Source organism: Ensifer sp. 22521 (genome assembly GCF_052044795.1).
Classification (GTDB): Bacteria; Pseudomonadota; Alphaproteobacteria; order Rhizobiales; family Rhizobiaceae; genus Ensifer.
Map to the genome: position 1 here is coordinate 84609 of NZ_JBQENM010000023.1, position 25319 is coordinate 109927.

At 59.2% G+C, this 25319-nt stretch carries 26 protein-coding genes and 1 pseudogene; 11 read left to right on the forward strand and 16 right to left on the reverse strand.

Annotation, left to right across the window (positions count from 1 at the left end):
• Nucleotides 1–84: 84 nt before the first annotated feature.
• Nucleotides 85–4008, forward strand: coding sequence for a metallophosphoesterase (locus tag ACTJKE_RS27780; RefSeq protein WP_440693092.1), 3924 nt, complete (start codon nt 85–87; stop codon nt 4006–4008).
• A gap of 128 nt (nt 4009–4136) precedes the next feature.
• Here ACTJKE_RS27780 and ACTJKE_RS27785 read toward each other — a convergent pair whose 3' ends face one another.
• The 9 genes from ACTJKE_RS27785 to ACTJKE_RS27825 all read right to left on the reverse strand — a co-directional run bounded on the left by ACTJKE_RS27785 (nt 4137) and on the right by ACTJKE_RS27825 (nt 13712).
• Complete coding sequence (locus tag ACTJKE_RS27785) at nt 4137–4436, reverse strand: hypothetical protein (RefSeq protein WP_162764614.1); 300 nt, start codon at nt 4434–4436, stop codon at nt 4137–4139.
• A 95-nt stretch (nt 4437–4531) separates the two neighbouring features.
• The gene (locus tag ACTJKE_RS27790) at nt 4532–5527 is read right to left on the reverse strand and encodes a nucleotidyltransferase family protein (protein WP_440693094.1); all 996 of its coding nucleotides are present in this window, start codon (nt 5525–5527) and stop codon (nt 4532–4534) included.
• Complete coding sequence (locus ACTJKE_RS27795; RefSeq protein ID WP_440693096.1) at nt 5524–6663, reverse strand: PqqD family peptide modification chaperone; 1140 nt, start codon at nt 6661–6663, stop codon at nt 5524–5526. Before ACTJKE_RS27795 ends, ACTJKE_RS27790 begins: the two co-directional genes overlap by 4 nt.
• A 47-nt stretch (nt 6664–6710) precedes the next feature.
• Nucleotides 6711–7967, reverse strand: a complete 1257-nt coding sequence (locus tag ACTJKE_RS27800) for a cation:proton antiporter (RefSeq protein ID WP_082663631.1) — start codon at nt 7965–7967, stop codon at nt 6711–6713.
• Between the two features lie 54 nt (nt 7968–8021).
• Nucleotides 8022–8600: an adenylyl-sulfate kinase gene (locus tag ACTJKE_RS27805; protein WP_440660905.1), complete on the reverse strand. Its 579-nt coding sequence runs from the start codon at nt 8598–8600 to the stop codon at nt 8022–8024.
• A 23-nt stretch (nt 8601–8623) separates the two neighbouring features.
• Complete coding sequence (locus ACTJKE_RS27810; protein WP_440693099.1) at nt 8624–10804, reverse strand: pyruvate kinase; 2181 nt, start codon at nt 10802–10804, stop codon at nt 8624–8626.
• A gap of 97 nt (nt 10805–10901) precedes the next feature.
• Nucleotides 10902–11930 carry a hypothetical protein gene (locus tag ACTJKE_RS27815; protein ID WP_440660908.1) on the reverse strand — a complete coding sequence of 343 codons (1029 nt, stop codon included), beginning with the start codon at nt 11928–11930 and terminating at the stop codon, nt 10902–10904.
• 2 nt (nt 11931–11932) lie between these two features.
• The gene (locus tag ACTJKE_RS27820) at nt 11933–12781 is read right to left on the reverse strand and encodes a hypothetical protein (protein ID WP_440693101.1); all 849 of its coding nucleotides are present in this window, start codon (nt 12779–12781) and stop codon (nt 11933–11935) included.
• Entirely contained in the window at nt 12774–13712 is a 939-nt protein-coding gene (locus tag ACTJKE_RS27825; protein ID WP_197423496.1) for an O-antigen ligase family protein, read from the reverse strand. Before ACTJKE_RS27825 ends, ACTJKE_RS27820 begins: the two co-directional genes overlap by 8 nt.
• On the opposite strand from ACTJKE_RS27825, the gene ACTJKE_RS27830 reads away from it, so the two are divergent.
• Nucleotides 13705–13950 (forward strand): hypothetical protein, encoded by a 246-nt coding sequence (locus ACTJKE_RS27830; protein WP_210179065.1) that lies wholly within the window; start codon nt 13705–13707, stop codon nt 13948–13950. The genes ACTJKE_RS27825 and ACTJKE_RS27830 overlap by 8 nt on opposite strands.
• Nucleotides 13951–14449: 499 nt before the next feature.
• Here the strand turns inward: ACTJKE_RS27830 and ACTJKE_RS27835 are convergent, their stop codons facing one another.
• Nucleotides 14450–15241 (reverse strand): response regulator transcription factor, encoded by a 792-nt coding sequence (locus ACTJKE_RS27835; RefSeq protein WP_082663633.1) that lies wholly within the window; start codon nt 15239–15241, stop codon nt 14450–14452.
• Between the two features lie 860 nt (nt 15242–16101).
• Between ACTJKE_RS27835 and ACTJKE_RS27840 the strand changes: the two genes are divergently transcribed.
• Complete coding sequence (locus ACTJKE_RS27840; protein ID WP_058328526.1) at nt 16102–16620, forward strand: sigma-70 family RNA polymerase sigma factor; 519 nt, start codon at nt 16102–16104, stop codon at nt 16618–16620.
• A 15-nt stretch (nt 16621–16635) separates the two neighbouring features.
• On the opposite strand, the gene ACTJKE_RS27845 is transcribed toward ACTJKE_RS27840, so the two are convergent.
• From ACTJKE_RS27845 to ACTJKE_RS27865, 5 genes are all read right to left on the reverse strand, one after another.
• On the reverse strand, nt 16636–17292 hold the full coding sequence (locus tag ACTJKE_RS27845; RefSeq protein WP_440693104.1) for a hypothetical protein: 657 nt from the start codon (nt 17290–17292) through the stop codon (nt 16636–16638).
• A gap of 2 nt (nt 17293–17294) precedes the next feature.
• Nucleotides 17295–17726 carry a CBS domain-containing protein gene (locus ACTJKE_RS27850; RefSeq protein WP_058328527.1) on the reverse strand — a complete coding sequence of 144 codons (432 nt, stop codon included), beginning with the start codon at nt 17724–17726 and terminating at the stop codon, nt 17295–17297.
• A 19-nt stretch (nt 17727–17745) separates the two neighbouring features.
• Nucleotides 17746–17970, reverse strand: coding sequence for a DUF2934 domain-containing protein (locus tag ACTJKE_RS27855; RefSeq protein WP_440693106.1), 225 nt, complete (start codon nt 17968–17970; stop codon nt 17746–17748).
• Between the two features lie 516 nt (nt 17971–18486).
• Nucleotides 18487–19101 (reverse strand): response regulator, encoded by a 615-nt coding sequence (locus ACTJKE_RS27860; RefSeq protein WP_058328528.1) that lies wholly within the window; start codon nt 19099–19101, stop codon nt 18487–18489.
• 331 nt (nt 19102–19432) lie between these two features.
• Nucleotides 19433–19675, reverse strand: coding sequence for a hypothetical protein (locus tag ACTJKE_RS27865; protein WP_113511790.1), 243 nt, complete (start codon nt 19673–19675; stop codon nt 19433–19435).
• A gap of 251 nt (nt 19676–19926) precedes the next feature.
• Here ACTJKE_RS27865 and ACTJKE_RS27870 point away from each other — a divergent pair, with 251 nt between their 5' ends.
• From ACTJKE_RS27870 to ACTJKE_RS27895, 6 genes are all read left to right on the forward strand, one after another.
• Nucleotides 19927–20211: a DUF1236 domain-containing protein gene (locus tag ACTJKE_RS27870; RefSeq protein ID WP_058324721.1), complete on the forward strand. Its 285-nt coding sequence runs from the start codon at nt 19927–19929 to the stop codon at nt 20209–20211.
• 38 nt (nt 20212–20249) lie between these two features.
• Nucleotides 20250–20405: a DUF3309 family protein gene (locus ACTJKE_RS27875; RefSeq protein WP_082663635.1), complete on the forward strand. Its 156-nt coding sequence runs from the start codon at nt 20250–20252 to the stop codon at nt 20403–20405.
• Nucleotides 20406–21437: a DNA topoisomerase IB gene (locus tag ACTJKE_RS27880; RefSeq protein WP_440693108.1), complete on the forward strand. Its 1032-nt coding sequence runs from the start codon at nt 20406–20408 to the stop codon at nt 21435–21437.
• A 212-nt stretch (nt 21438–21649) separates the two neighbouring features.
• Nucleotides 21650–21958 carry a hypothetical protein gene (locus tag ACTJKE_RS27885; protein WP_058328531.1) on the forward strand — a complete coding sequence of 103 codons (309 nt, stop codon included), beginning with the start codon at nt 21650–21652 and terminating at the stop codon, nt 21956–21958.
• Between the two features lie 56 nt (nt 21959–22014).
• Nucleotides 22015–22227, forward strand: a complete 213-nt coding sequence (locus tag ACTJKE_RS27890; protein WP_156436948.1) for a hypothetical protein — start codon at nt 22015–22017, stop codon at nt 22225–22227.
• Between the two features lie 195 nt (nt 22228–22422).
• A complete protein-coding gene (locus ACTJKE_RS27895; protein WP_058328533.1) occupies nt 22423–22662 on the forward strand; it encodes a hypothetical protein in 240 nt (79 codons plus the stop codon).
• A 20-nt stretch (nt 22663–22682) separates the two neighbouring features.
• Here ACTJKE_RS27895 and ACTJKE_RS27900 read toward each other — a convergent pair whose 3' ends face one another.
• Entirely contained in the window at nt 22683–23735 is a 1053-nt protein-coding gene (locus ACTJKE_RS27900; RefSeq protein ID WP_162764616.1) for a PAS domain S-box protein, read from the reverse strand.
• Nucleotides 23736–24330: 595 nt separating this feature from the next.
• Here ACTJKE_RS27900 and ACTJKE_RS27905 point away from each other — a divergent pair.
• Together ACTJKE_RS27905 and ACTJKE_RS27910 are read left to right on the forward strand one after the other, a co-directional pair.
• A complete protein-coding gene (locus tag ACTJKE_RS27905; RefSeq protein WP_057252190.1) occupies nt 24331–24534 on the forward strand; it encodes a CsbD family protein in 204 nt (67 codons plus the stop codon).
• A 508-nt stretch (nt 24535–25042) separates the two neighbouring features.
• Nucleotides 25043–25319: pseudogene (locus ACTJKE_RS27910) on the forward strand (hypothetical protein); the annotation flags it as partial.

Consider the following 25319-nt stretch of genomic DNA (forward strand, 5'->3'; position numbering starts at 1 on the left):
GCGCCTGGCCGCACGGCGGGCCTGGAAGCACCGGCCTTGCCGGCTTGCCCCAATTGTCCGCAACCCGCGGAAAGGAGATTGGACATGTCCAAGCTGTCTCGCATCCCGTCCGCCCTCGACGACCCAAAACTGCTCGCGCTGGATTTTGCGCTGAGTTTTGACGTCAACGGCAACTACGTGTTCGATGATCTCGACGCCGATCCGATTGGCTTCATCGGGCTGAGGGCAGTTCAACCACGATCGATAATTGACCTTAGCGACCCCTGGGGTTTCTTCGCATCCGTCAACCGCAGCGAGCGTCCCTCCACCGTTGCGAACGATGACCAGGGCCCTGTCGTCGCGACGATCGGCAACCCAGCGCCAGCCGGCGCCCCTGAGCAGACGACGAACTTTGACACGCAGCCAAGTGGACTGCGGCGGTCGATCGCGCCGGCAACGGAGCCGATGTCGCAGACACCCGATACCGACACGGCGTCTCTAAACAGTGCTGCAGTCACGGCACTTGCGGCCGATCCGATCTTCGAGGCGCGCGTGGCCTCAAGCGCAGACGACGCGGAGGAGCGATCAACCGGTTCGGTGTCCCTGAACAGCAGTGACCTCGAATTGACCGTCGATGACGGCGTGGGCCAGACCGTCGGCATCCGCTTTACCGGCATTGACATCCCCAAGGGAGCAATCATCACCAACGCCTACATCCAGTTTACCGTCGATGAGGTGAGCACGGGGACGATTTCGCTCTTGATCCGCGGCCAGGACGTGGACGACGCTGCGGCCTTCACCACTGCGAAGTTCAACGTCACCTCTCGTCAGGCCACCGACGCATCGGTTGCGTGGGAACCGGTGGATTGGGCGACGCGCGGAGCGGCCGACCCTGCCCAACGCACCCCTGACCTCAGCGCAATCATCCAGGAAATCGTCAGCCGCGACGGCTGGGCAGCGGTCAACGACATGGTGTTCCTGATCACCGGTACCGGTACGCGTACCGCAAGAGCCTATGATGGCGGCCCGGCTGCCGCACCGCTCCTGCATGTCGAATATTCCGTGCCGCCGACCAGTGATCCGGTCGTCTTCAATACGCCTTCTGACGGCGATCCCAGCGCAAACCAGATCGCCGAGCTCGCGTCCGCCGGCACGGCCATCGGCGTCACCGCTTCGGCGGCCGATCCCGACGCCGGCGACACCGTCACCTACAGCATCGACGACGCACGCTTTACCATCGACGCAAATGGCGTCATCACCCGATCGGCCACAGGCACCCTGGATTTCGAAACTCAGACCTCGATCACGCTAACGGTCACGGCAACCTCATCCGACCAAAGCAGGGCCGTTCAGGCCTTTACGGTCAGCGTTCTCAACAGTCAGGAGCCAATCGCCTTTCGCAATCCGGCCGATAGCGATCCGACCGCCGACAGGATCGACCAGAATGCTGCCGCCGGCACCCGGATAGGCATCACTGCTTCGGCCAGTGATCCGGATGCTGGCTCGACGGTGAGCTACGGCCTCAACGATCCGCGTTTCGCTATCGACGGCAACGGCGTCATCACGCGCTCCGCGATCGGAACGCTCAATGCAGATACCGAGCCGACGATCACGCTGCATGTAACGGCGACTTCGTCCGATGGCAGCACAGCCACCCACGATTACACTGTCATCACCAGTCCGCCTGCCACCAACAGCTTGGTCTTCGAGAAAAGAGTGATCGCCAGCCTCGACGATGTTGAAGAAGCCGCTTCGGGCTCGGTCTCTGCCAATAGCAGCGATCTGGAACTGACGGTCGACGGCGCCAAGGTCCAAACCGTCGGCATGCGCTTCACCGGCATCGACATCCCAAAGGGCGCGATCATCACCAATGCCTACATTCAGTTTACCGTCGACCAGGTGAGCACGGGAGCTGTGTCGCTCATGATCCGCGGCCAGGATGTGGACGATGCCGCCGCGTTTACGACCGCTCAGTTCAATGTGTCTAACCGTGCCGCAACCGACGCATCGGTCGCATGGGCGCCTGCGGACTGGACAACCCGGGGAGCGGCAGGATTCGCGCAGCGAACGCCGGACCTGAAGGCGATCGTTCAGGAGATCATCGACCGCAACGGCTGGACGGCGCTCAACGACATGGTGCTCCTTGTAACAGGTACCGGCACGCGCACCGCAAGAGCATTTGATAGCAATGCCGCGGCAGCGCCGCTGCTGCACATTGAATACTACGTACCGCCGGCAAGCGCGCCCGTTGTCTTCAACACACCCTCCGATGCAGATCCCGGTGCGAACCAGATCGCGGAGCTGGCCATCGCGGGCACGGCCTTGGGCATTACCGCTTCGGCCAGCGATCCGGATGCCGGCTCGACCGTTACCTACAGCGTCGACGACCAACGCTTCTCTATTGGCTCGAATGGTGTGATTACCCGCTCCGGTGTCGGCACGCTCGACTTCGAAACCCAGGCCTCGATCACGCTGACTGTCACGGCAACCTCGGCCGATCGTAGCACCGCCACCCAGACCTACACTCTCGGCGTTCTCGACAGTGATGAACCCGTCACCTTCAGAACGCCGGCCGACGCCGATACAGCCACCAACCGGATCGTCCAGAGTTCTCCCGCCGGCACCAGAGTTGGCATCACCGCCTCGGCAAGCGATCCCGATATAGGCTCCACTGTCACCTACAATCTAAGCGATAGCCGCTTTACCATCGATGCCAACGGCGTGATTACACGATCGGGTACTGGCACTCTCAATGCCCAGACCGAACCTTCGATCACCCTTCACGTAACGGCAACGTCCTTAGACGGTAGCACGGCCGAGCACGACTACATCGTCAGCGTCGCAGCCCAAGCGGGACCGCAGACCCTCTACCGCTTTGCGGTCTTCGGCGATTTCGGAGACACAAGCCTCAATGGAGAAAAGGCGGTCTCGACTCTCATTCACAGCTGGAATGTCGACTTCGCCCTTACTGTCGGCGACAACGTCTACGCACCGCAAACCCTGGATGGGGCGGTAGGCCAGCAATATCACGACTACATCGGCAACTATCAGGGCGCTTATGGCGCCGGCAGCGCCGTCAACCGCTTCTTCCCCGTACTCGGCAACCACGAATATGGCGAGAACAATGTCACCAACTACCTGAATTATTTCACTCTGCCCGACAACGAACGCTACTACGATTTTCAGATCGGGCCGGTGCATTTCTTTGCCCTCAACAGCAACAAGGAGGATCCAGACGGCCGTAGTTCGACGTCGGTCCAGGGCCAGTGGATGCACACAACGCTCGACGCGTCGAACGCAAGCTTCAACGTCGCCTACTTCCACCACACGGCCTACAATCCGAGCGGCAGCACCAGCACGATGCGCTGGCCCTTCGAACCCTGGGGCGTGAACGCGGTTTTCGCTGGGCACCAGCACAACTACTACCGCGAAAACCGAGACGATAACGGCGACGGGCTCCAACTTCCCTACACCACCACGGGCATTGGCGGTGCGGGGCGCGACGTCCCCAATGTCGGCGCCAGCCTCGTAACAATCACCGATCAGGGAATGTTGATCGAGTTTTACAACGTGACCAGTTTCAACGGCACCACCGTCACCAGCTCTTTGACGGATACCTACTTCATCGCGACGCCTGCAGGCCGTGCCCCGACAATCTCAAACGGAGGCTATGTGCTGAACGGCACGACAGCTGCCGACTATCTCTGGGGGCTCGGAAGCAATGCAACATTAACGGGCGGGCGCGGCAACGACACGCTCGTCGGCGGCAAGAACAGCAATCTCTTTGTCTTCCAGGCTGGTGACGGCAACGACACGATCGTCAATTTCCGCGCCGGCGCCGGCACGGGGGATGCACTCGATCTGCGTGCTTACGGCATCGATAGCGCCAATGAGTTCCGGCAAGTGGCGTCGAACCAGGGCGCGAACGTGGTGGCCAATCTCAGCGGCACAGACCACCTGACATTGCTCGGCGTGCATGCCGAACAACTCCACGACGACAACTTCGTCCGCGCAAGCCTGCTTGTCTGAAGGGACTTGGTCTGCCGCTTTTGAGCATGAGATATGATGAAACGAAAGAAGCCGGCATTTCCGCCGGCTTCGTCAACACTTAAGGATCACCGCGTGATCCCAAGACACCTGACTTGCGTCAGTGCGGTTTATTTCTTGCGCTTCTCAAAATCCAGGCCGGCGACTTTTTTCAGTTGGCCGCGTGACCCGTAGTGGGCATGTTTCTTGTCTCCCCATCCCTTTCCCGAGTGCGCTTTTTGTTTAGGGCGCGATCCACAGGATTTGGCAATCGCTCGTGAGCTCAAGCTTGTACCGAGCAACAACGTAATGGCGGGCGGAGTTATCGAAGCAAATTTTCCTGCTTTTAAGAGAAAATCTCGACGCGCCTCGGATTCAGCGCTAAGTTCTTCTTGTATTTTTTTCACATCATGCTGAGAACTTATAGACATGACACTCTCCGATGACGCGACTTAAGATTGTTTCTGGATTTTAACACCTTGAATGAAGCAAGGCAATCAACAACTTTCATCAATATATACATACTTCATACCTTAGAGCGAATATTTCTGTTTAAGAGAACGATCGCGATCCGGCGAGCGAGATAGGCCGGATCGTGCCGCGCCAGGTCTCGCACGCGTGAAAACCGTCTTGCGCCCCAGACCACGTTGCCAGCCAGTCGCAACGGCGCGCCCAAGATCGGGTGACGCGAGGCAAACACGCGTCTCCAATGCTGAAACCGGATCGTTGGGCGCTCTGCGCACTCGCGCGGAATGCTCGTCCCGAAGAAGCGATACAGGGCCAGCAACTGCGTATCGACCGCATTGCGTACACTTTTGTCCACCACGGTCGCTCGAAGTCCAGCCCAGTCGAGAGGTTCGCTTTCGGCAAGCTGGGCCAGGTCGTACATGTGCCTGAGGTCTATTCGTCCTCGCCAGTAGTCACCTTCCTTGAGCTGGTCATGCACGATCCAGTGCAGGGCGCGAGACTGAGCCGGAGGGATCTTCACCAGCAGATCGTTCTGCCGGACGAGCTTGGGACGCGAAAAGCCATCGGTACGATGCGCGCGCAGCTCCAGCACGCCGACGTCCTGATCGCGCGCCAGGCCGCGGCCATGGGACAGGGGGACGTAACCCAGGACTTCGAGACAGGTTTGAGCCAATGCTTCGTCGCGCGCCGTGACGGCCAGATCGATGTCGCTCGTTATCCGGTCCGGAATTGCTTGGGAGAGAAACAGCGGCACTGCACCCTTCAATAAAACCGGAGCAATGCCAACTGCGTTCAGAGCTGCAACGGCTTCATGCAATTGCCTTCGCAAGCGTTGGTTGCGCTCTCGATTGCAGTCGCGAATGAACTGAAGATAGTCACGCACATCTCCCGGCACGCGTTCCAAGAGACCCGCCCGTTCAAATGACGCGAACAAGGCCGGCGTAAGCAGGGTCTGGTTCGCCAGCGCGATCATTCCCTGCCAGTCCGGCGGCTCCTCCAACCGACCGCACAGGCCAGCGATCAACGCGTCGAGCGAGTTCGCGACAGGTATCATTCGCAGGCTCGCTCGACCAGCCCGACCGCGTCGTCGAGCCCTGAATAGGTCAGGCGGTAGGCTCTCACCGACGCTATGACGCGGGTCAGGACGTCGAAGCCGGTGTCGCCGAGTTCACCGCTCGGCGCGAATGCGCCGCCAACCAGGCCCCTCAGGACATCCACCGGGTTGATCGGATCCAGGCCGGGATGGGCAGCGCGATCTCGTTGGAGCAGAATGACCCAACCCACAGGCCAAGACTCCGTTGTGACCGCGGCGGACGCTTTTGGCGCAAGATAGCGTACACGCCGGTTGTCCGGGCGGCGGAACGTTGGCGTGGTGTCGAGGTCGGGGAAGTAATCCGCCAACAGCGGCCAGGCACCCGACTTGACGGCCGGTGCGAATGGAAGCCCGACACAGCATCCATCAGCATTCAGCAGCGCGACATCGTCCGACGCGAAGCCGAACCCGGCATGAACCAACGCAAGCGTCAATGTTGTCTTGCCCGCCCCCGGCTCGCCGCACAGCAGAACAAGGCGCCCGTTCTTTAAAAGAGCGGCCGCGTGGAGAGCCAGTTCATAGGTGGCGGCCCTAAGGACATCACTCAGCATTTCCCCCTTCAAGATCGTCGCCATCTCGTTGGGAGCCGACGCCACGATCCACTCGCCATTGCGAAACAGGTGCAGCCGGCCAGCATAGGCCGCCAACTGGAATACGACGTCGGTATCGCCCTCGCCGACTTCGAGGTGCCTGAATATGGTCATCGTCGGAAGAGCGTGGGCTTTTGGATAGAGGATGCGCATGCGGCGGCCGGCGACGCTCAGCATCTGGCTCACATACCCCTGTGCCGCAACGTCGTGCGGCGAGATATGGGGCCGGATCAGCCCGAGACGCTGCCAATCCTCCAGCGCTGCCTTGACCTGCCCGTGCGCATCCCGGGTGCCAATGCGGTCACGCGCAATACCACGCGCAACGGCTTCGGCAGGCAGTCCCTCCTCCAACAACCGCCAGATATCGGCGGCCGTATCGTTCAGGGCGAAGATCGCGTGCTGCGACGCACTGAACAGAACATTCTGCCCCCTGATACGCACGAGCCGCGCCTGGGTAACGAAGCGCGCCGACGCACCCTCGCCTGGCGCTCGCAAATGGGCCTGCATCGGCTTCCGTCCCCCCCTCAACCCGCGGTACTGGCGGCCACCTACCCTCACTCGGCCGGCGACCCGGCCAATTCGGCAAACACCTTCGGATCACGCACGATCCGCCAACGCAACCAGAGCCCCGTGGCAAACGAGGTCAGGATCGAGGCCAGCACGAGGGCCGTGAACATCCGTCCGTCGATGATGCCAGCGGCATGCGCCACACTGGCCAGCACGATGCCTGGCCCGCCGCGGGTGTTCATGGAGACGCCGTAGTCGAATGCTCTCACCCAGTCGCAGTCGGCGGCTCTCGCGGCAAGCGTGCAACTCAACAGCTTGATAGCCGTGCTCATGCCTATGAACAGAACAGTCAGACCGGCATCGAACTCCTGCGCCAAATTTAGCCTTTGCCCGACAAGCGCGAAATAGATCGGGACGAAAAACCAGATCGCGATGTCGGCGATGTGTTGCTTGACGGGAGCAAGGTGCCGCGAGGGAAACCGAGCCATAACAAGGCCCGCGACAAGCGCTGCGAAAACGATGTTCACATTCAACAGGCTCGCCACAGCGACGAAGATCAGGCACAGCAACATGGTGTAACCGGTGAAAGGCGCCTCGCTGAATTTGCCGAGCATCCATCGGCGGAGTGCTCTTACGGCTGCGGGTGCGAAGAAGAGAGAGGCGAGCACGAAACCGAGCGTAATGGCGACCACGCGCCCGATTCCGAGCGCATTCGCCGCCTCACCGTGCTGGACTGCGGTAGCGACAGCAAGGATCGTCCAGAGGATGAGATCCTGGATCGTGGCGGCACCAATAACGTTGCGTGCGAAAGGCGTTCCCATCACGCCGAGATCAAGGAATATGCGCGAAATGACCGGGATCGACGTGACGGCGGCAGCTATGCCCATAACCAATTTAAAGGCGAAGGGATCGCCAAGCTGGGTATCTGCAAAAAGCGAGGCGCTCGCATAACCGAACGTGAACGGGATCATCAGCGCGCCGACCACCAGCGCGACAACAATCCGGCCAGCGCCCCCAACTCCCTCTGCCTGAACCTTGAAACCTGCCGTGAACATTAGAAGGACAAGGCCGAACCAATAGAACGCGGTCAGCAGAGCGGCCTGCGCTGGGAAAGCCACAAACAGCGATTTGTGTGCTTCGGGCGAAATCGCGCCGAGCAGCGATGGGCCAAGGACGATGCCGCCGGCTATCTCGCCGATGACCCGCGGCATCTTCAGCCGCTCAAACAGATGACCTCCGGCAAGAGCTGCAACGAGCAGCAACACCAGGGACAGGAAGAAACGAGCAGTTTCGGAATCGCTCACAACGCGTCCTCGGATATCGGCGCGACCGGACGGTCAACAATACAGCCGCGGGTGTCACGCACGACCGTCGATCCTTGTGTAGGTGGCGACGACACGGGCAGCCAATTCATCGAGCGAATGGAGTTCCGTATCGAGAACGAAGTCTGGGTTTTCCGGCGGCCGGTAGATACTATTGTAGCCGATGAGGGTATCGATCTCGCCGCGCATCGCCTTGCCGTAGAGCCCTTTCGGGTCTCTCTCTGCGCAGCCTTGGATGGAGCAGGCAACATAGCCCGTCGTCAGGTTTCTGACATTCTTGCGCACGTATTCGCGTGCATCCTCACCCGCTGTGAGCGCCGCGACAACCACATTCAGGCCGGCCTCGGCCGCTTTGTTCGCCAGATGCGCAAGAACCGAAACCACAAGGAGCCGGCTTTCTGCACCGAAACCAAGCTGAGCGCCAAAGAAGCCGCGCACCTCATCACCATCGAAGAGAATGGCGGGAATCCCGGCCCTCCTCAGATCGGCAACCACGCGTGTTGCCAGCGTGGTCTTGCCGGACGAAGTTGGTCCAAGCAACCATAGGACCGTTCCGGCCTGCGGAAGCGCGCGCACGTGCCGGTTTTCGGGCTGTAGATGCGTCCTTGTCTGCACAATCTATCCTCCCCATCCTCGCACTATTCCTGGAACAGCGCGTGTTTCATCATCAGCTCTGCCCGAACGACATCCTGCACCTCGGAACGCATCATCCAGTTCGGCAATGCTTCGCCTGCCTTCAGCGCGCGCCGGATTTCAGTACCGCTGATGGGGCTGGCTGTTCTGCAGGCGCTCAAGTCGACATAGCGTTCGGATTGGGTGTCATAACCAATGGCATCGAAGAAGATCGGTTCGATGCCGATATCACCGAGCTCGTCGAAAAGTTCGCGACCGGCATTTACTCCGTAAAAGTCACCAACGCCGGAGTGATCGCGCCCGACAATGATGTGACTGCAGCCCATATTCTTGCGGCATAGCGCCGTGAATACGGCCTCGCGGGGACCAGCAAATCGTGGATAGGTGATGAAGCTTGACAGCACCACTTTGCCCGCTGGGTAAATGCCGTAGTCCAGCATGGCCTGATAGCCGTCGAGGATCACGTGCGGCAGGAAGTCTCCACGCTTGGTAGGTCCGACAATGGGGTTGATCAACAGGCCGTCGGCATAAGTGCGCTCCAGGGCCTCGAGCTGAATCATCTCGTGACCGCGATGAACGAGGTTGCGGCCGTGGAATGCGACCACCCGGTTCCAGCCCTTGTGAGCAAAAACTGTCCGCAATTGCGACGGGGTCAGGTCATAACGCCGGCAGGGCAATTGCAGCGGCTGCACGAGCGTGACGTGGCCAGCGAGAAAATGCCCCCCGCGCGCGCGTACGCGGGCGACGCCGGGATGCTCGCTTGAGTCCGTGCCGAACCATTTGCGCGCGAGACGATCAGGTTGGAATTCGTAGGCTTCGGATACATCAAGTACGGAATGTGGCGATCCGCCTTGCGTGGATAGCAGGATGCGGTCGCCCTTGGCGTAGCGGGTCGCTGTTTCTTTCGGCACGGCCAGCAGAACCGGCATTGTCCAGATTGGCCCGCCAGGCAGCCGCTTTTTTTCGAGCACGCTCTCCAGGCAGGCTTTTTCCATGAAACCGCGAATTGGTGAGAAGGTGCCGCGGGCAATTTGCTCTACGTCGGTCAACTCTTCATCAGCGACCGTGATCACCGGCAAATGCTTGATGTCGCGGATTTCGGCCGAACCTACCGCCTGACAGACGAGGCGCCCGCCATGGGGTTCCACTCCCGGAGTGAGCGCCGAAGGGCGCACGCGGATGGGCCGCCCGCTATTGTTAGCGTTCCGCAGGAATTGCTGGGCGACCTTTGCCACCATCCGCGCACAATTGACTGGATACTGGCCGATCGCAGTCTCTGCCGCCAGAACAAGACCATCGGCGCCATCGGCCAACGTGTTGTAGATATCGTTGACTTCGGCGCGTGTGGGAGTGGGCGCGCTGGTCATCGACTCGAGCAGATTCGTTGCGACATAGGCCTTGGCGCCATGCGCCTTCGCCTGACTGATGATCATCTTCTGTATGGCCGGGATCTGTTCGATCGGAACTTCGCGCGAAAGGTCGCCGCGGTCGATGAGGATCGCCTGAGACCTTTCGGCGATGGCTGCCAGATGACGCAGTCCACTGAGGCACTCAATCTTCGATATGATCGTCGCGTCGCTGCCGGCATGGGAGCGGATGACATCCACGTCGGAGGCACGATGGGCGAAGGAAAGCGCAAAGTGGCGAATGCCCATTCGCCGGCCGATGGCAATCGCGGCGATGTCCTTCTCCGTGAGCGGCGGCATCTCGATGGTACGCTGCACCGTCACGGCCTTGTTCTGCCCTATCTCTCCGCCGTTCAGAACCCGAAGAACAACCTCGCCGTCGCCTTTCTCGACAACCTGAGACAGGACCGCATTGAAATCGATGCTGACGAAGTCGCCGACTTCGAGCTTGCTGACGATGTATGCCGGGTAGAGACTGATGGCGGACTGGTCACCCGCGACTGGTCGGGCATGCGCAGTCAGAAACCGATTTTCTCGCACGGTCACCTTGCCATCGGCAAATGGCCCTGTGCGGACCTGGGCGCCTTCTGTGTCCAGGCAAAGCGGAACGGATGTACGCTGCTTGATGAAGCCGACAATGCGCTCGATATCTTCGACCTTCGTGTGCGACAGGTTGAGACGCAGGAGCGATGTGCCTGTCCGCTCCAACCAATGGATCACCCTGTCGTTGAGCGATGCCGGACCCAGAGTGCACAGCAGTTCGACTTGTCTTGCTTTCATGGCTTTCACCTCAGATCGGGTTCAATGCTCTTCAAGATCATGAGCGCGTTTGTCAGAGGCCCTGCCCGGCACAACTCGCGCATTCGGTTTGAAGACGTCACAGTTCGTCATTGAAAAATCGGGGAACTTGCGGATGTGCGGTGATCCATTGTCGGCGGGACTTGTTCCAATAGTTGCGGGCGTCATTGCCCGTCAGCAAATCAAATCCTGCGGGTGGAAGCGGCAGCTCTGGTGGCATCGCTTCATCTGGGAGCCACAAAAGCATATTGCCTTGGCTTTCAGACACTCTTTGCCAGGTTCGTTCCAAACGCCGAAAACCTCGCATCTTTGGCGAAGAAAACGCGAATACCGAGTTCGTAATTTTCAGCTGTGGGGATACGTCGGAGGCTTTGATTGGCGCTTGGTGGACTAAGTCGCCTTTGGCAAGGTAAGCCTGCATGCGGATCAGTGATCGATCTATCGTCACGAGCTCTTTGCTGCCATCGCGATCATTCGATGCCGGGTCGAGGCTTACGCCCGAAAAGCAGCCGTCGAACAGGCAATCTTGAATGGCACCGCCGAGGAGGTAGTCATCTTCCACCGCATCGTCCCTGATCTCGCTCAGCCAGCAGCTCTTGAGCAGAAAGCCGTTTGCTTGGTCTGTCAGGCGAATGCCATCCCAACAACGTCGCGCCCGCAGGCCCTCGATTGTCGGCCGCGTCGTCCCGTTTTTGACGAGCAGGCCAGCACTGTTGCAGTAGGTGTGCGCCCAGTCCGTATCAAGCGGCACTTCGCCGTTGATGCGCCCACCGACGAAATGAACCTCGGGGCAATCGCGAAGGACGACGGGATAGGGATTGACCGGCTGCATACCGATATCGCATCCAAGGATCGCATTCGGAGCCGTGTTCCGGCTGTTGGCGACAGTGAAAAAAGCCCGCGTAGCATCAACCGTGGTTTCGGGCGGAAGGTTGCGCAACATCTTCTGCGCGTAGCCGAATTCGCCTCTTAACACGACGCGTGTACCGTGCAGATCGTCTTCGTCGCGTGGTGCCTGCCGGTCGTCGGTCACGCCAGAACCGGTCAACAGTGCGAGGGCGGGACCGACACCAGCAAGGCGCATGAAAGATCGACGATCGAGTTTCACGTTCAATGGCCTCCGGGTTCGATAGCATTATGCCTACGCTGGCAGGCCAGAAGCACCGCTTGCAACGTCTTGTCCGCTACCTCGTCCGGTGAGGCAGAAGCGGTCATGTCCACGACTGCAAGCATCGGCGTGCCGCGCGCTGCGGTCTGTGTCTTCCAAAGGTCGGCTGCAATCGTACAATAGGCGCGTTCCGCCTTGGTCCAGAGCGACAGTTCGCCCGTTGAAGGCTCGCGTTGCAGCCTGGAGGCGCGATCATCCCTGCCTCGGATCCGATTGCGCGCAAGATCGGTACTACCGCGCAAGTCGACGAAGACGATGTCGTCCAGTCCAATGGCGGACATGATATCCAGCCAGTGCTCTGAAGTTCCCCTATGTCGGCTCTTCAGCAGGACAGACCAGAAGCCTTGCAGCAGTCCCTGGTCAAGGACTGTGAAGTCGGTTTCCTTCGATCGCTCTTCGACAAGGTAAGCGGCAACCGACCACAGATACCAAATCCAGCGCATCAGGTCCGCAGGCGCCTCCTGACCATCCTCGGCGACAAACCTTGCCGTTCGCAATGCGATCGAGCGGAAGTCATGATTGCGCAACCTTGGCAGGACAAGCCTCAGCCTGTTCAGCTGACGCGTGACCAAAGGTTTGTCTTCCCACGTCACCCTTTTTTCATCGACGAGTGAACCGGTACGCCGCAGCCTTTCAGCCAACAGGCGCGAAGCGGTTGTCTTCCCGATTCCCGGAAGACCGAAGAACTCGATGAAACGAATACCCGCTGGAAGCGGTCGGGCGCCGATGCCTTGGGGTTCCGCCCCCGCCATGGCGCGCAGCCGCAGCGACCCCGCAGGATCCCTATCCAAGGCGGCTACCCTCATGTGCCAAAGCCTGCGCAGCCTGTGGGATCGCCTCGCGGTAAGTCAGGCGCTCACCTGTCTCTGGCGCCGGCGATCGCCGCATGCTGCGATAGGCGATCAGCAGCGCGAGCGGGATCCAGAAGAACGGCGCCGTCGATGGGCCGAAGGAGTCGCTCATCTGGTTGGCCACAAGATAGTTCCAAACACAAACTGCGGATCCAAGCAGCATGGCATTGGTGCTGGTCGCGTACTTGCTCTTGCCTTCGCCTATCACCGTGGGGACAACAGCACCGGCAAGGACAACAACGACCAGCAACACCATGATGGTGATCAGCCCGAGTCCGGGGACACCCAGGGTGCGAAAATATTCGATGAACAGGTTATGGCTGTGGGGCGCGATATCGCCGATTGGCTGGCCCGCGCCGACGCCCGTGAACGGATGCGCAAGACCCAGATCAATCGAGATGGACCACAGCCGCTCGCGCGAGATCATCGAATGCGCCTCGCCGCCGGACAATTGGGTCATCAGAAGTCGGTGCGCGCGCGGATTGAGGGATTGCAGGATGAACAGTGCTGTCTGGAGCACCAAAGGCGCCGCGACCACTCCAGCGATGACCGTCAACGGGCGCTGTCTCCTGACCACGAGATAGGTGGCATACAAGGCGAAGAAGAGCCCGAGGCCACTGACGCCGACGACGAAATTGGTCTTGGAACCGGACTTCACCAGGCCCAGGAGTACCGCAACCAGACAGCCGGCGAGCAACATTCGGTGTTTGCGCGCGCTAACCAGTCGGGCGGCAATCAGCGGCAGGCCAGCCGAAAGCGCTATTCCCAACTGATTTGCGTGCTTGAAATAGCCTTCTGCCCTATCCGCGAACTTGGCGCCGCCGAGCCCGGCGATAACGATGCAAGCTGTTGCGACGCTCATGATGATCATCGCCGAAACCAGCCGTTCGATCAGAACACCGCCGTTCGGCCTGACAGAGATCGCAGCGATCGCAGGGATCGTGGCAAAACCGAAGATCTGCGCGAAGATCGCCCGCATTGTCCGCATCGGATTGTCGGCGTGGAGCATCGACAAAAGGGACAAAATGATGATCAGGCCGGCTGTCATAAGCAATGCCGTTGCCAAGGTCGCCTCAGTTCGGTGGATGCGTTTTCCGAGCGCCCCATAGGATGCTATGCCGACCACGGCGCAAGACAGAGCCAACAGGAAGGAAAGCGAACCATCCGTCCCGGCAATCCGTGTGGCGCCCGGAAACCAGATCGACGCAATCAGCAGCAGAAGGGAGAGTTGAAGCAAAGTTCACCTGAACGATGCAAGGGTACGATACGGGTCAACCGATATGGTGGCGGGTTCGCTTTGAGTTCCGGGAGGGGATCCGTCTCAGATAGCAGACTTTCGAAACAGCCGATGTCCAGCAGTAGACTGGAACTAATTGTCGTTTTGAACGCTATTGGAAAATCTGAATACGCTACCGCACTGCAGGTGAGTATCCCCCGCATGTCTGGTACGTTTTCGCTTTCGGCGCCGGCAGGGCAACTTTATCGCCAATGGCGCAGCTGCTGATTGTCTGGACGCTCAGAATAGGCGGAAGCCTTTACTTATGCAAGAGAAGTGCGCGCGGAACTGCTTCACAGATTGAAACGCACTATGCATCGATCTTAATCTCATCAGCGATGGCGTCGGTTGGCGTCGTCTGCTGGAACGTGATCGGGGAACAGATCGTTTATCTTGTATGCAACTTCGGTCCTATTCGTAGCCTTGATCTTTTTCATGATGTTGCGGACATGAACCTTGACTGTGCTCTCCCGAAGGTTGAGTTCATAGGCAATGATCTTGTTGGCCTTTCCGCGCCTTAGGGCTTCAGCCACTTCGGCCTGGCGGGCAGTGAACATGCTGGCAAACGGCCGCGCGACTGTGTTGCCCGTCTCCAGCAACTGCCGCACCGCAAATACGCTGCTGGCGGGAACGAAGATGCCACCCGCCAAGGCAAGGTAGACGGCCTCTATGCATACGTCGATGTTGACGGAGGAAGGAATGTATCCTTTCGCCCCACATTCGAGCGCCTTCATGATCTGACCAAGCTCGTCCGTGTCGGCCAAGACAATGACTGGCGCGGGGTCGAATTCCGACGACAACCTACGAATCTCTTCGGCGACGGTGTGTTCCGAGATCTTCCTGCTCCCGATATTTAACAGGATCGCGGACAGTCGCGGTTGTTGACTGTGTTGCTGTCTCCATTCCTCGATTGAACCAAGGGCCAGCACACGCATGTCCGACTTTTGTGCGACGATACTCTTCGCCAGGCATTGCCGGTCAAGCGCGCGCCCGTCGATAATAACGAGCAAGTGCTCCTGTTGTGTTGACGGCTCTGGCGGATTGACGGTTTCGAAGTGTTCGCTGGCCAATGAGTGTGTGGTATCGCGAGCGATTTGCTTTCCGTTCGATGCCTTTAAGATCATAACTTCGATGCTCCCCGATCCGAAAATATTGAGACCACGCGCGGCAATGCATCCCTCACGCCACACTACTCGGTCATACGATATACTTCGGAAACTACTTAGAGAGCATACTGGTGCATTAACTTGACTGCGGCTCTCCTCTGTCGCGAAACACGCATACTCTACAGTAAGCAACAGATTTCACCCTACTACAAAGGTCTCCTCTGGAATATGATCAAATTGGACCCTTGCGAATGAAAAAGGAAGTACGCCATCCGAGTATGTTCCGATGATATAGGTATCAAATATCCCACCTAGGTGGTATGCGTCGATATAACCAATTGGTGGTGGAAGATGTGTTCATCTCAATGGCGCGCATTGCCTTTCGTTGCGAATTTAACCTGCGGCACGACGTTCCCAACGGCGTGATATTTGGCATATTGTGAGTTTTTCTTGGGATTTTCGCGCAGTGCAGACTCTATGCCACGTTTTTGAAATGGCTCACGCTTTCACTCTTCACCTATGCCGCGGTCGCCTTCGTCATCGGGCGCGGATTTCCGCGCGGCTGACGATGTCCACCAATTCGCTGAGGGCGTTCTGGGCCTGGAATGATGCCCAGGTCTTCCACGTGTTCCTGGACGACGAGGTCGTGCCATGAGCCTTTCCCAGCACGCGTCATCACGGGCAGCCCCACAAAAGCGCGGCCAGCACTTTACGGGCTCGACAACCTCGCCTTGGCTGCTGGAGTTCCGTTGAGATTTGTTCCTGAGGCTTAGAGGTGCGCTGGCCCTTTGGAACGCGTAGCGCGGGCGAGGGAACATAAAAGCCAGCCGCGCATTGTTAAAAGAACAACTTAGCTATTCAGAAAGGCAGTTTTTCCGATGCCTTCCACCCTCAAAAAGGAAGCGCAAACTCAGCCGCTGGAGAGTCAGGTCGTTGAACTCATTCCGGCGTTGCGAGCGTTTGCACGCACATTTGTCACCTCCAACTTCGAGGCGGACGATCTCCTGCAGGAAACGCTTTTCCGCGCGCTGCGCGGTATCGATGGTTTCGAGCCCGGCACAAACTTGAAGTCGTGGCTCTTTACCATCATGCACAATACGTTCCGAACACAGTACAAATTGCGGCGGCGTGAAGCGCCAGGCGTCATCGATTGCGCCGAGTTGCCGATACCCATGGCGCCACCGCAGGAGTGGTGTGTGCTAAACTGCGAATTGCGCACTGCGCTGGAAACGCTGGCCCCCGTGCATCGGGAGGTCCTGGTCCTCGTCGCCGGCTATGGCCTGAGCTACAAGGAGGCCGCCGATATCTGCGACTGCGCCGTTGGAACCATCAAGAGCCGGCTCAGTCGAGCTCGTGACGAGCTCGCCTACCGCATGAACGGCGTGCCGGTTGAATGAACCGGCACGTTCGGATCACTGCATGAAGGTCAAATAGAACGCACCGACGATCGCCAGGCCGAAAAGAACGACGAAAGATCGTTTCGCGACACGAGCGGTATATTGGCTACGAAGTGCGCGGCGAGCGGCATCAATGCGGGCAAGCCGCGCCTGGCTCGTTAGGCCTGCCGCAGCGTCTTCGTCGTCTTCCGTCGCGTGCTTATCGCTGACGACTTCCTCAAGCAGATGCAACCTGCGCCTGTATTCCGCGCCGCTTTTGCCTTGGCGTTCAATCTGGGCGAGATTGTCGCCGAGGTCCGCCCGCTTCACCTCAAGGGTAAGCCGGTTGGCGGCGGCACGGATCGTCAACGCATCCTTCGTTTCTCCGGGCCGTTGCGTCAGGCATTCGACGGCGGCAACGACCTCGGGCGAAAAGCCGGAATCCAGCAGCCTTTCAGCTGTCCATCCCGGCGACTTTTCCAGGACATCGTGCAGAAAGGCAACGGTTTTGGCCTTGTCGCCCTGAACGGCATCGGCAACGCGTTGACAATGCCGTATGTAGGGATCGCCCGCCTTGTCGCGCTGGCCGGCATGAGCGTGAACGGCGACTTCTCGCGCCCAAGCACGCTCCTCGGGCGCGGACAGCAGGACTGGGGAGCGCCATAGTGAGCGCCGATCACGGGTGTCACCCATCGTTATGGTCTTTGGTTGTGAGCGCCGCCAGGGGCGGTTACACCTTTGAGGCCAATGCCCGCCAAAGCAGGATCTCGTCGTGCCGCATCTGCCAGCGAAACGATGCCAACGAGGCGCTTGTTGCGATCGACAACCGGCAGGCGGCGCACCTGCTCGTCGCCCATGTTGCGGGCAACCTCGGACACGTCTTCGTCGTCAAAGCAGTACTTGACGTCGGCAGTCATGATATCGCCGACGCGGGTCTTGTCGTCGCGACCGTCTGCGACACAGCGTACGACAATATCGCGGTCGGTGATCATGCCGACCAGGCGATCGTTATCGCCGACCGGCAGGAAGCCGATATCGTTTGCGGCCATCTCCCGCGCCACCGTTGAGATCGTATCGTCCGGGCTGGCGACGTGAACGTCCCTTGTCATGATGTCAGCAATTCGCATGAGAGTTCTCCTTCCACGTTCAGGATTCATCGGCGGGGCGACCGGCCTTTCCGTGCGGAGCCGTCGACGGCGCAACAATTGTTCCGGTATCGTCGTCGGCGTCTTGCGTGGGATGGGGACGCTCACGTTCAGCTAGTTCCCGGCTTGCCTGTTCCCAATGTCGCGCGTCCTGACCCTCGGGCCGTCCTTCGCTTTCCCATATCGCATAGGCACGCCGGCGAATGAGTTCATCCCTGTCGTCCATGGCACTGACCTCCTCAAGTGTTGCTCTGCAAACTCTGAAAACCTGGATTTGTTCCGTTTCCGCCTCGGCCGATTTCCGCACCGACAAGGGTTCTGTGACAATGCCGGAATCCGTCCATCACGCGCCAGGTGAGGCACGCATGCCGTTCCCGCATTGTCTTGGAAGCAGTGCTCCGATCGTCGGCGGTGCCCCCCGTCTGACGACGAACGAGCAGGATCGGCGGATCTGTCCGATACCCTCGAAAGCGCCGCCCGCAACGATCCTCGAAATCGTCTCGGAACCATGCGGGAAAACGCCGGTTCTTCATGGAAACGAGGAGAGCGAAATGAGCCCGAGCCCATATAGACCCGGCCAGCAGCCGCGCCCAGTACCAGAGCCGAACCGGACACCGCGCCCGATCGAGGAACCAGAACCCGAAGATCTGCCGGATGAAAAGCGAACGCCCAACCCGGACGAAGTCCGTGAACCACCCATTCACACCCACCCCATCATTTGGGTAACCGGGTATGGTCGCTCTCAGTTCGGCCCGTATGGGCCTTCGCTGTAAATGATCGTCATCAACTCATGTAGCCACGTATCGAGCGGCTGTGCCCTCTCTCTCGTGGCAGCCAAGACAATCGCACGTTCGAGTGTGCGCTCGACGAGAAAATCCGCCGCCTTGACGCTCGACATCAGCACCCTGGCCCGGAGTCGCAGGCCAGGAACGAGATCTGTAACGAGTTGATCGGATAGGCCACCGTAGATTGGGGCAAGGGTCGACACATTCAGGAGGTGTTGCTCAAAAACGGCGCTCACCAGGTCTGAGGAGCCCGCGCATTTGCTAAGACGTGCCGCCGACCTGAACCGCTCAGGAACGCTCAAATCATCGTAGCCGCTGAAGAAGATCAAGGGCACCGAACGGCGTGCGAGTTCGTCCGCTACGGGAAAGACCAACTCTCCATTCAGGTTGATGTCGAGGATGGCAACCTGAATATCGTCCACCGTCGACAGGCTCTTCAAGGTTTCTTGCACTGTGGGTGTGGGGCCAACGATGGTCGCCCCGGCCCGCTCGAGCCACAGGGCGATGTCATTTGCGACGTAGAACTCATCCTCCGCCACCAGCACCCGCAAATGCTGCAGGCCCGGCATCATTGTTCGTCCTCGGTCTTTCTGTCCACCTCAGTCCTTCTGGCGCTGGGCGCGGTTGCGGCTCGCCGGGAATCGAGAGCCCTCTGCAGCCTGTTGGCGAGTATCAACAGCCCGTCCGGGACATCATCCACGCGTCCCACGTCCGGCTCGACCGCACGAGGAGCCGAAGTGCCCATCAGCAAGCTAACGTTTTCATCATCTGTCTTCTTGCCCGAAGCCATTCCTTCTACCTTTGGTCGTTCCTACAGTCCCTGTGTCGCGCATGCGTGTCGCCACTGGTGGCGAAACCGTACGAAGGATACGCCCCACAGAAGTGGAAGCCAAGCTTCGCGGCTCAGTGCCGTGTGTTGCTCTTCGGGACAAATTTGGCGCGTTCCACGGCTGCTTCCAATGGCATGCGCATGGCGGCGACATAGTCATCGGTCAACTCCAGCAACGCGATCGCGATTTCGTCCCACGACCAACCGGCACGTTCGGCAAATTCCGTCAGGAGCCGAAATTGATCGCTCATTGCCAACTGACACTCGAAGCCACGTTCGGCACCGGCGTCGACATTCGTTTCGATCGTTTTCACCATCGTTCCTCCTGTTCGACAATAAACTCGGAGGACGACCGCGGGTTCCGGCATCGATCAGACCCGGAGGTAAAGCGCGATATTTCCCTTGGATAGGCAACAGATTCTGAGCCGCTAATAGACATCGTCACCGCACCCTTGCAACCGACCGAAGACGCTCGCCCACCCGCGCCGCTCCGCCCGGTGCTGTTTGCGGCATTTCGGAACCATTCCCGCTTTCGTCGGTTAGTCCCCGCAAGTCAGGAGGCTTGATCATGAAGAAAATCATCCTAGCAAGTGTATTCGCGGGTCTGTCCTTCGGCGGTATCGCCGTGGCGCAGACGACCGTGGTCGTGCCCGGTGAAGTCAAAACATACGTCCTCGAGCAGAGCAGCCCTTCCGTAGTCTATCAGGGTGACCTCGTGGTCGGAACACGCCTTCCCGACACCGTCGAGATCCATACGATCCCGGATCAGCCTACCTATGGCTACGTCGTCCTTAACGACCGGAGAGTGCTCATCAATCCGCAGACCCGCGAGGTCATCGAGGTCCTGCAATGATTATCAACCAAGGGCATGAATAGCGGAAGGACCGCAAGATGCTTGGAACCGTACTGCTGATCATCCTGATCCTGCTGCTGGTCGGCGCATTTCCCGCATGGCCCCATTCTTCGAGTTGGGGCTACGGGCCGTCCGGTCTCCTGGGCGTTCTGGTCGTCGTCCTGTTGGTCCTCTTGTTGATGGGGCGGATCTGATTGGAGATAGGCCAGAGTGCATCATCGGCTGAGCCCGACCTTGTCTACGTTTCAGACAAGGAACCGGGCTACAGCCGGTCGCGCACGGCGAACGGCTTTTGTTATCGACGTCCGAACGGCGCGCCCCTGAAGAACCCCAGCATCATTGCGCGTATCGAAGCGCTTGGATTACCGCCAGCCTACGACCGTGTCTGGATCTGCATGAATAAGAACGGTCACCTTCAGGCGACCGGCTATGATGCGCGCGGCCGTAAGCAATATCGCTATCACGATGCCTGGCAGAAATTGCGAAGCCGCGCCAAGTACGACCAACTTCCTGCCTTTGCCAAAGCGCTCCCGCGGATGCGACGAACCGTCCGCAAACAGATGAATGGGCCGATTGACGACCCGACCACAATTCTTGCGGTACTGACTGCCTTGCTCGACCAAGCGCCTCTTCGCATCGGGAATTCGAGCTACGTGGAACAGAACGGCAGCTACGGCGCCGTTACCCTTCTCAAGCGACATCTCAGGATCCGCGACGGGCGCATCGAACTGAACTTCAAGGGAAAGGGTGGGCAGCGGGTCCGGAGGCGCCTGCGCAATCCCCGACTACAGCGGATTCTGGAGGAGATTGCCGAGCTTCCTGGGCGGCAGCTCTTCGTGTCAGTGGGGCCCGATGGCAAGGCTAAACCTATCGAGTCCGGGCGTTTCAATCGTTACCTTGCCGATATTTCCGGTGCCCCGATCTCCGCCAAGACGTTCAGAACCTGGGCGGGAAGCGTTGCTGCCTTTACTGTCGCGCGACAAGCCCTGCAGGAGGGCCGGCACCCAACAGTCAAGCAAATGTGCGAGGCGGCGGCGGAAGTCCTCCACAACACGCCTGCCGTTTGTCGCAAGAGCTATGTCCATCCGGCCGTTCTCGCTCTTTCAAATCCGGGAGAAACAATCCCGCGTGGAAGCAGCAAGGGGAAGTCGGCCAACGGCCTTCGAACGGAGGAAGCCCAGTTTGCCCGGTTTCTAACACGGCGCGGGCGGAAGAAGTCTCGATAGATCCGACGAGGCCACGCACCGGCGTCGCCTCGTCGGTGCTCCCCTCCTCAAAAACTGTTTCGATCGGGCGTCCATGATCCGGAGGCTGTGAAGCTCATTTCCGGTTAGCAACGACGATCAATTGCAGCATTGCGGCCGCACGTTAACCCAGCGAAATCACATGCCGGGAACCAATTGCGTGCTAGTCGGTTCGGCTGCCGGAGGAGTGCACGATGATGGGCAAAGAAGCGCCGACGCTCGATGCTGGACGACGCAACCAGCCTTATCTCGATGCAGATGCGGATGCACATCGGCTCGAAGACCAATTGGTAATGCTGCGACAAATGACGAAAGGGCTCGAACACGAGATCGACGCAATCCTTGCGGATGCGAGCGAGGTCGTTCGCGCGGCGCCCGGCGTCAACCGCGCCAAGGTGATCAAAGCGCTCGTTGCCGACAATCGGAAGAAGCTTCTCCGCCTGCAATCCTACCTGGTGATGCTGGAGGAACGTGTGAGCCGCGAGGCGATCAGTTCCGATTGATCGCTTGGTCGCGACAGCCCTTGTTGCCGAAGGCACTCGCCTCTCGGAGGTGGAAAATGCCTAGCTTGTTGCGTTTTCTTTTTTGGCACCTGTCGTCCGGTTTCCTGCTGGGCGCAATGACCGCCCTGGTGATCGTTGCCCAGAACCCCCAGGCACTTGGACACAACGGCTCAATCGAACCCGTCGCCCTTTTCATGCAGATCTTCGCCTTCGGCGCTTCATTTGCCATGGGCAGTCTCGGCACGGCGCTGATGGGAAAGATCGACTGACCAACCTCAACCGACCGCCTCTCGCCACCGCCCTGACGATGCGACAGCGTCGACCAGCTTCTTCCGTCGTGCTCGAAGGTTTCTACAGGGAACAAAAAGCCGTTTGGAGCACTTGGGCGCAGTTACGCAATGCCCCACGGGTCGGCGTGGGCTGCAAGGCGAATACCGACGTCATAGGGCATCAGGAGATCTGAGATGGCACAGGACCAGCCCGCTTCCTATGGGAGCAAACCGTCTGCACCTGCAAAACGAGGGCGCGCGAAGATCATCAATCCGTCGGAAGCCGTCTACTCCGGGCATTACGACCTCGCGGAATTCATTGCTAAATACGGTTTGACGCCCTTGGTTGCGCGCGAGATTTTCGGTCTTGTCGGGCCAGCGCGCCGTGACCTGGACAAATACATGAACGAACGTCGCCAGCACCTAGCAGGATGACTGCGCGAACCGCTGTGCCGCTATGACCCATCGGTCGGGCGTGGCTCCGCGGCAGTCTGGTATGGCTCCAGGAAACGATCCGCCTGTCCCGCCAGCCGCCACCGGAGCACTCCGTCACCGCAGATGACGTCCACCGTCGCGCTCAGCGCTTGCGCCACGCTGCGCCTCAGCACGACGGCTCCGAACCCGGAGTGCGGAAAACTCGGACCTTTGTTTCCCGGTGCGACCCGCTCTTCCCATGTGATCGAGAAACCTCGGATTGGCCCCCGTTGGGCAAGCGCCCATTGCACGGAGATCGCTCCGGTTCGATTTTTCAGGACGCCGCTGCGCAGCGAATTTAAAGCCAGCTCGTGGATCGCCATGCCGAGGTTCTCGATCGCGACTGGTACCAACGCAAGCGACGGCCCTGCAATCTCATAGGTATCACCCGGTTGAAAGGGCGCCATCTGTGTCTCGACGAGATTACCGAGATCGGCCCCCTTCCAGTCGGCCGACGCAATCAAATCGTGAGAGGCCGCCAATGCCCAGATGCGCTCTTCGAGACGTTTTTGGAAAGTGGCGGCATTGGATGCCTCGCTGCGGCTCTGCCTGATCATTGCAAGGATGATTGCGTACTGGTTCCGAACTCGGTGGTTGACCTCACGCAGAAGAAGGCGAATGCGCCGTTCCTTTTCTTTGGTCGACGTAATGTCGCGGGCAACCACCGACGCACCCACGATCTTGCCCACGCCGTTTCGAATAGGCGAGACCGTCAGCGAAACGGCAACGTAGCTTCCAGCCTTGCGTTGGCGTACTGTCTCGAACGGCTCGATCTGCTCCCCTCGCCTTAAGCGGTCGTGTAGTTTCACTTCTTCTTCGTGAAGATGCGGCGGGATAATGGTGAGGATGGATTGCCCCATCATTTCGTCTGCCATGTAGCCGAAGAGCCGCTCCGCGGCTCCGTTCCAAGTACGGACAGTGCCATCCAGATCCTTACTGACGATGGCATCGAAAGACGATTCCACGATCGCAGCGAAACGCGCGCGAAGGACGTCGTCGGCGACTGCGTCCTCATCGAACGGGCGTGACGGCATCGGTTCTGCTCGCTTCCCACCGGGCATTCATGTGCGGTTTCGTGTTACCTGGCCCAATTAGTACGTTCGACATTCGAAAATGTTCCGCTGCGCGGCAATTCGAACTGCTTTCATGGGGGACTTGGGCCGCGTCAGCGCGAGGTCCGGTCATTTATCGGCGTGCGCGTTTCGGTGCCTCCTTCGGAGAAATAGCACAATTCGTCCTGGATCGCCGGACGGAGCCATCTATATCGATCTTTCCGCCCTTGTGCGACGGCGCATCGCGTCTTGGTTCATTACGACCATGCGCGGTCTCGCGTTGCTCGTTCGACTGCCACGTTGGTCGCAGACTTGGCGCTCTGCCCTTGATCAGACGCCTTGGACTTGCTTTGGCCAGTTGAGTGGCTTCACCCTATTGGGAGGCTGCACGATGCCAGCCTTGGTTGCCGATTTCTGACTTTGGGCTGCATCGTTCTGCTCTGCCGTTCCACCTTGATCCTGGATTTGGCTCTCGGCGGTTCCGGCTTTCTTTCGCTCAATCTTTTGTCGGCCTGGCAAGAACCAATTCGGCCTTCGCGAGTTGGGGTGGCGTCTGTAAATTGAGGAGGATCCTAGAATGGACTGGAACCGTATCGAAGGAAATTGGAAGCAGGTCAAAGGCAAAATCAAGGAGCAATGGGGCAAGCTCACCGACGATGATCTGGATCAGATCGCTGGTAACCGCGAGCAACTCGAAGGCCGAATTCAGGAGCTTTACGGGATCGAACGGGACCGGGTTCGCCGCGAAGTTGATGACTGGTACGGTCGCCAAACCTGGTAGTTCGAGGTGGAGGCGATATGGCCGCCCCGGCCAAAAGGATAGCCGGGCGCGGCCCTCATTTTCCCTATCCCCGGGGTCTTTTCCAATTGACTAATTCCTGCCGTGGGCTTCGATGCGCTTCGCGAATTGTCAGTTCTGCGGCGTCGCAAGCGCCAAATATGTCTGTCGTCAGTCCGTTCAATGCCATTCCGGGTTGGGCTCGTTTAGGTGTAATTCTACTTGGCACAAGCTTGAGTGTGAGATTATGTTAATGCAACTATCGCGTCATACCCTCAGCGGCCGCAGACGTGGCTCCAAAGTGGGAGATGACATGATGTCACCATCCTGGGGGCATTGCACCAATGATGAAGAGCCTTTATTCGTCTTCTTTCAGAGAGTTAGGTCTCGTTTCGCACAAATCGAATATTTGGCCCGACTTAAAGTACTAGATTCATAACTCGATGTGGCGGGACCGATAGAAAGTTTATATTTGGTATGATTATCTTTTTGCGGCCGGAAACGGGTGAAAATGAGCGAAATCCGTTCGCTTGAACGCGCGGACATCCCAGCGATCGCAGGCATGTTCCAGCGGGTGTTCCGCAACGACCAGAGCACGCCGCCGTCGGCACTTGCCGGTTACATGCAGCAGCTTTACCTCGATGCGCCCGGCTGCGATCCGCAGATACGCCCGCTCGTGCACGTGAACGACAAGGGCATCATTTCCGGATTTGTCGGCGTCAACGTCCTGCCCATGGTGCTGAATGGCCGCCGGCTGCGCGCGGCCATCTGCGGCTCGCTGATGGTCG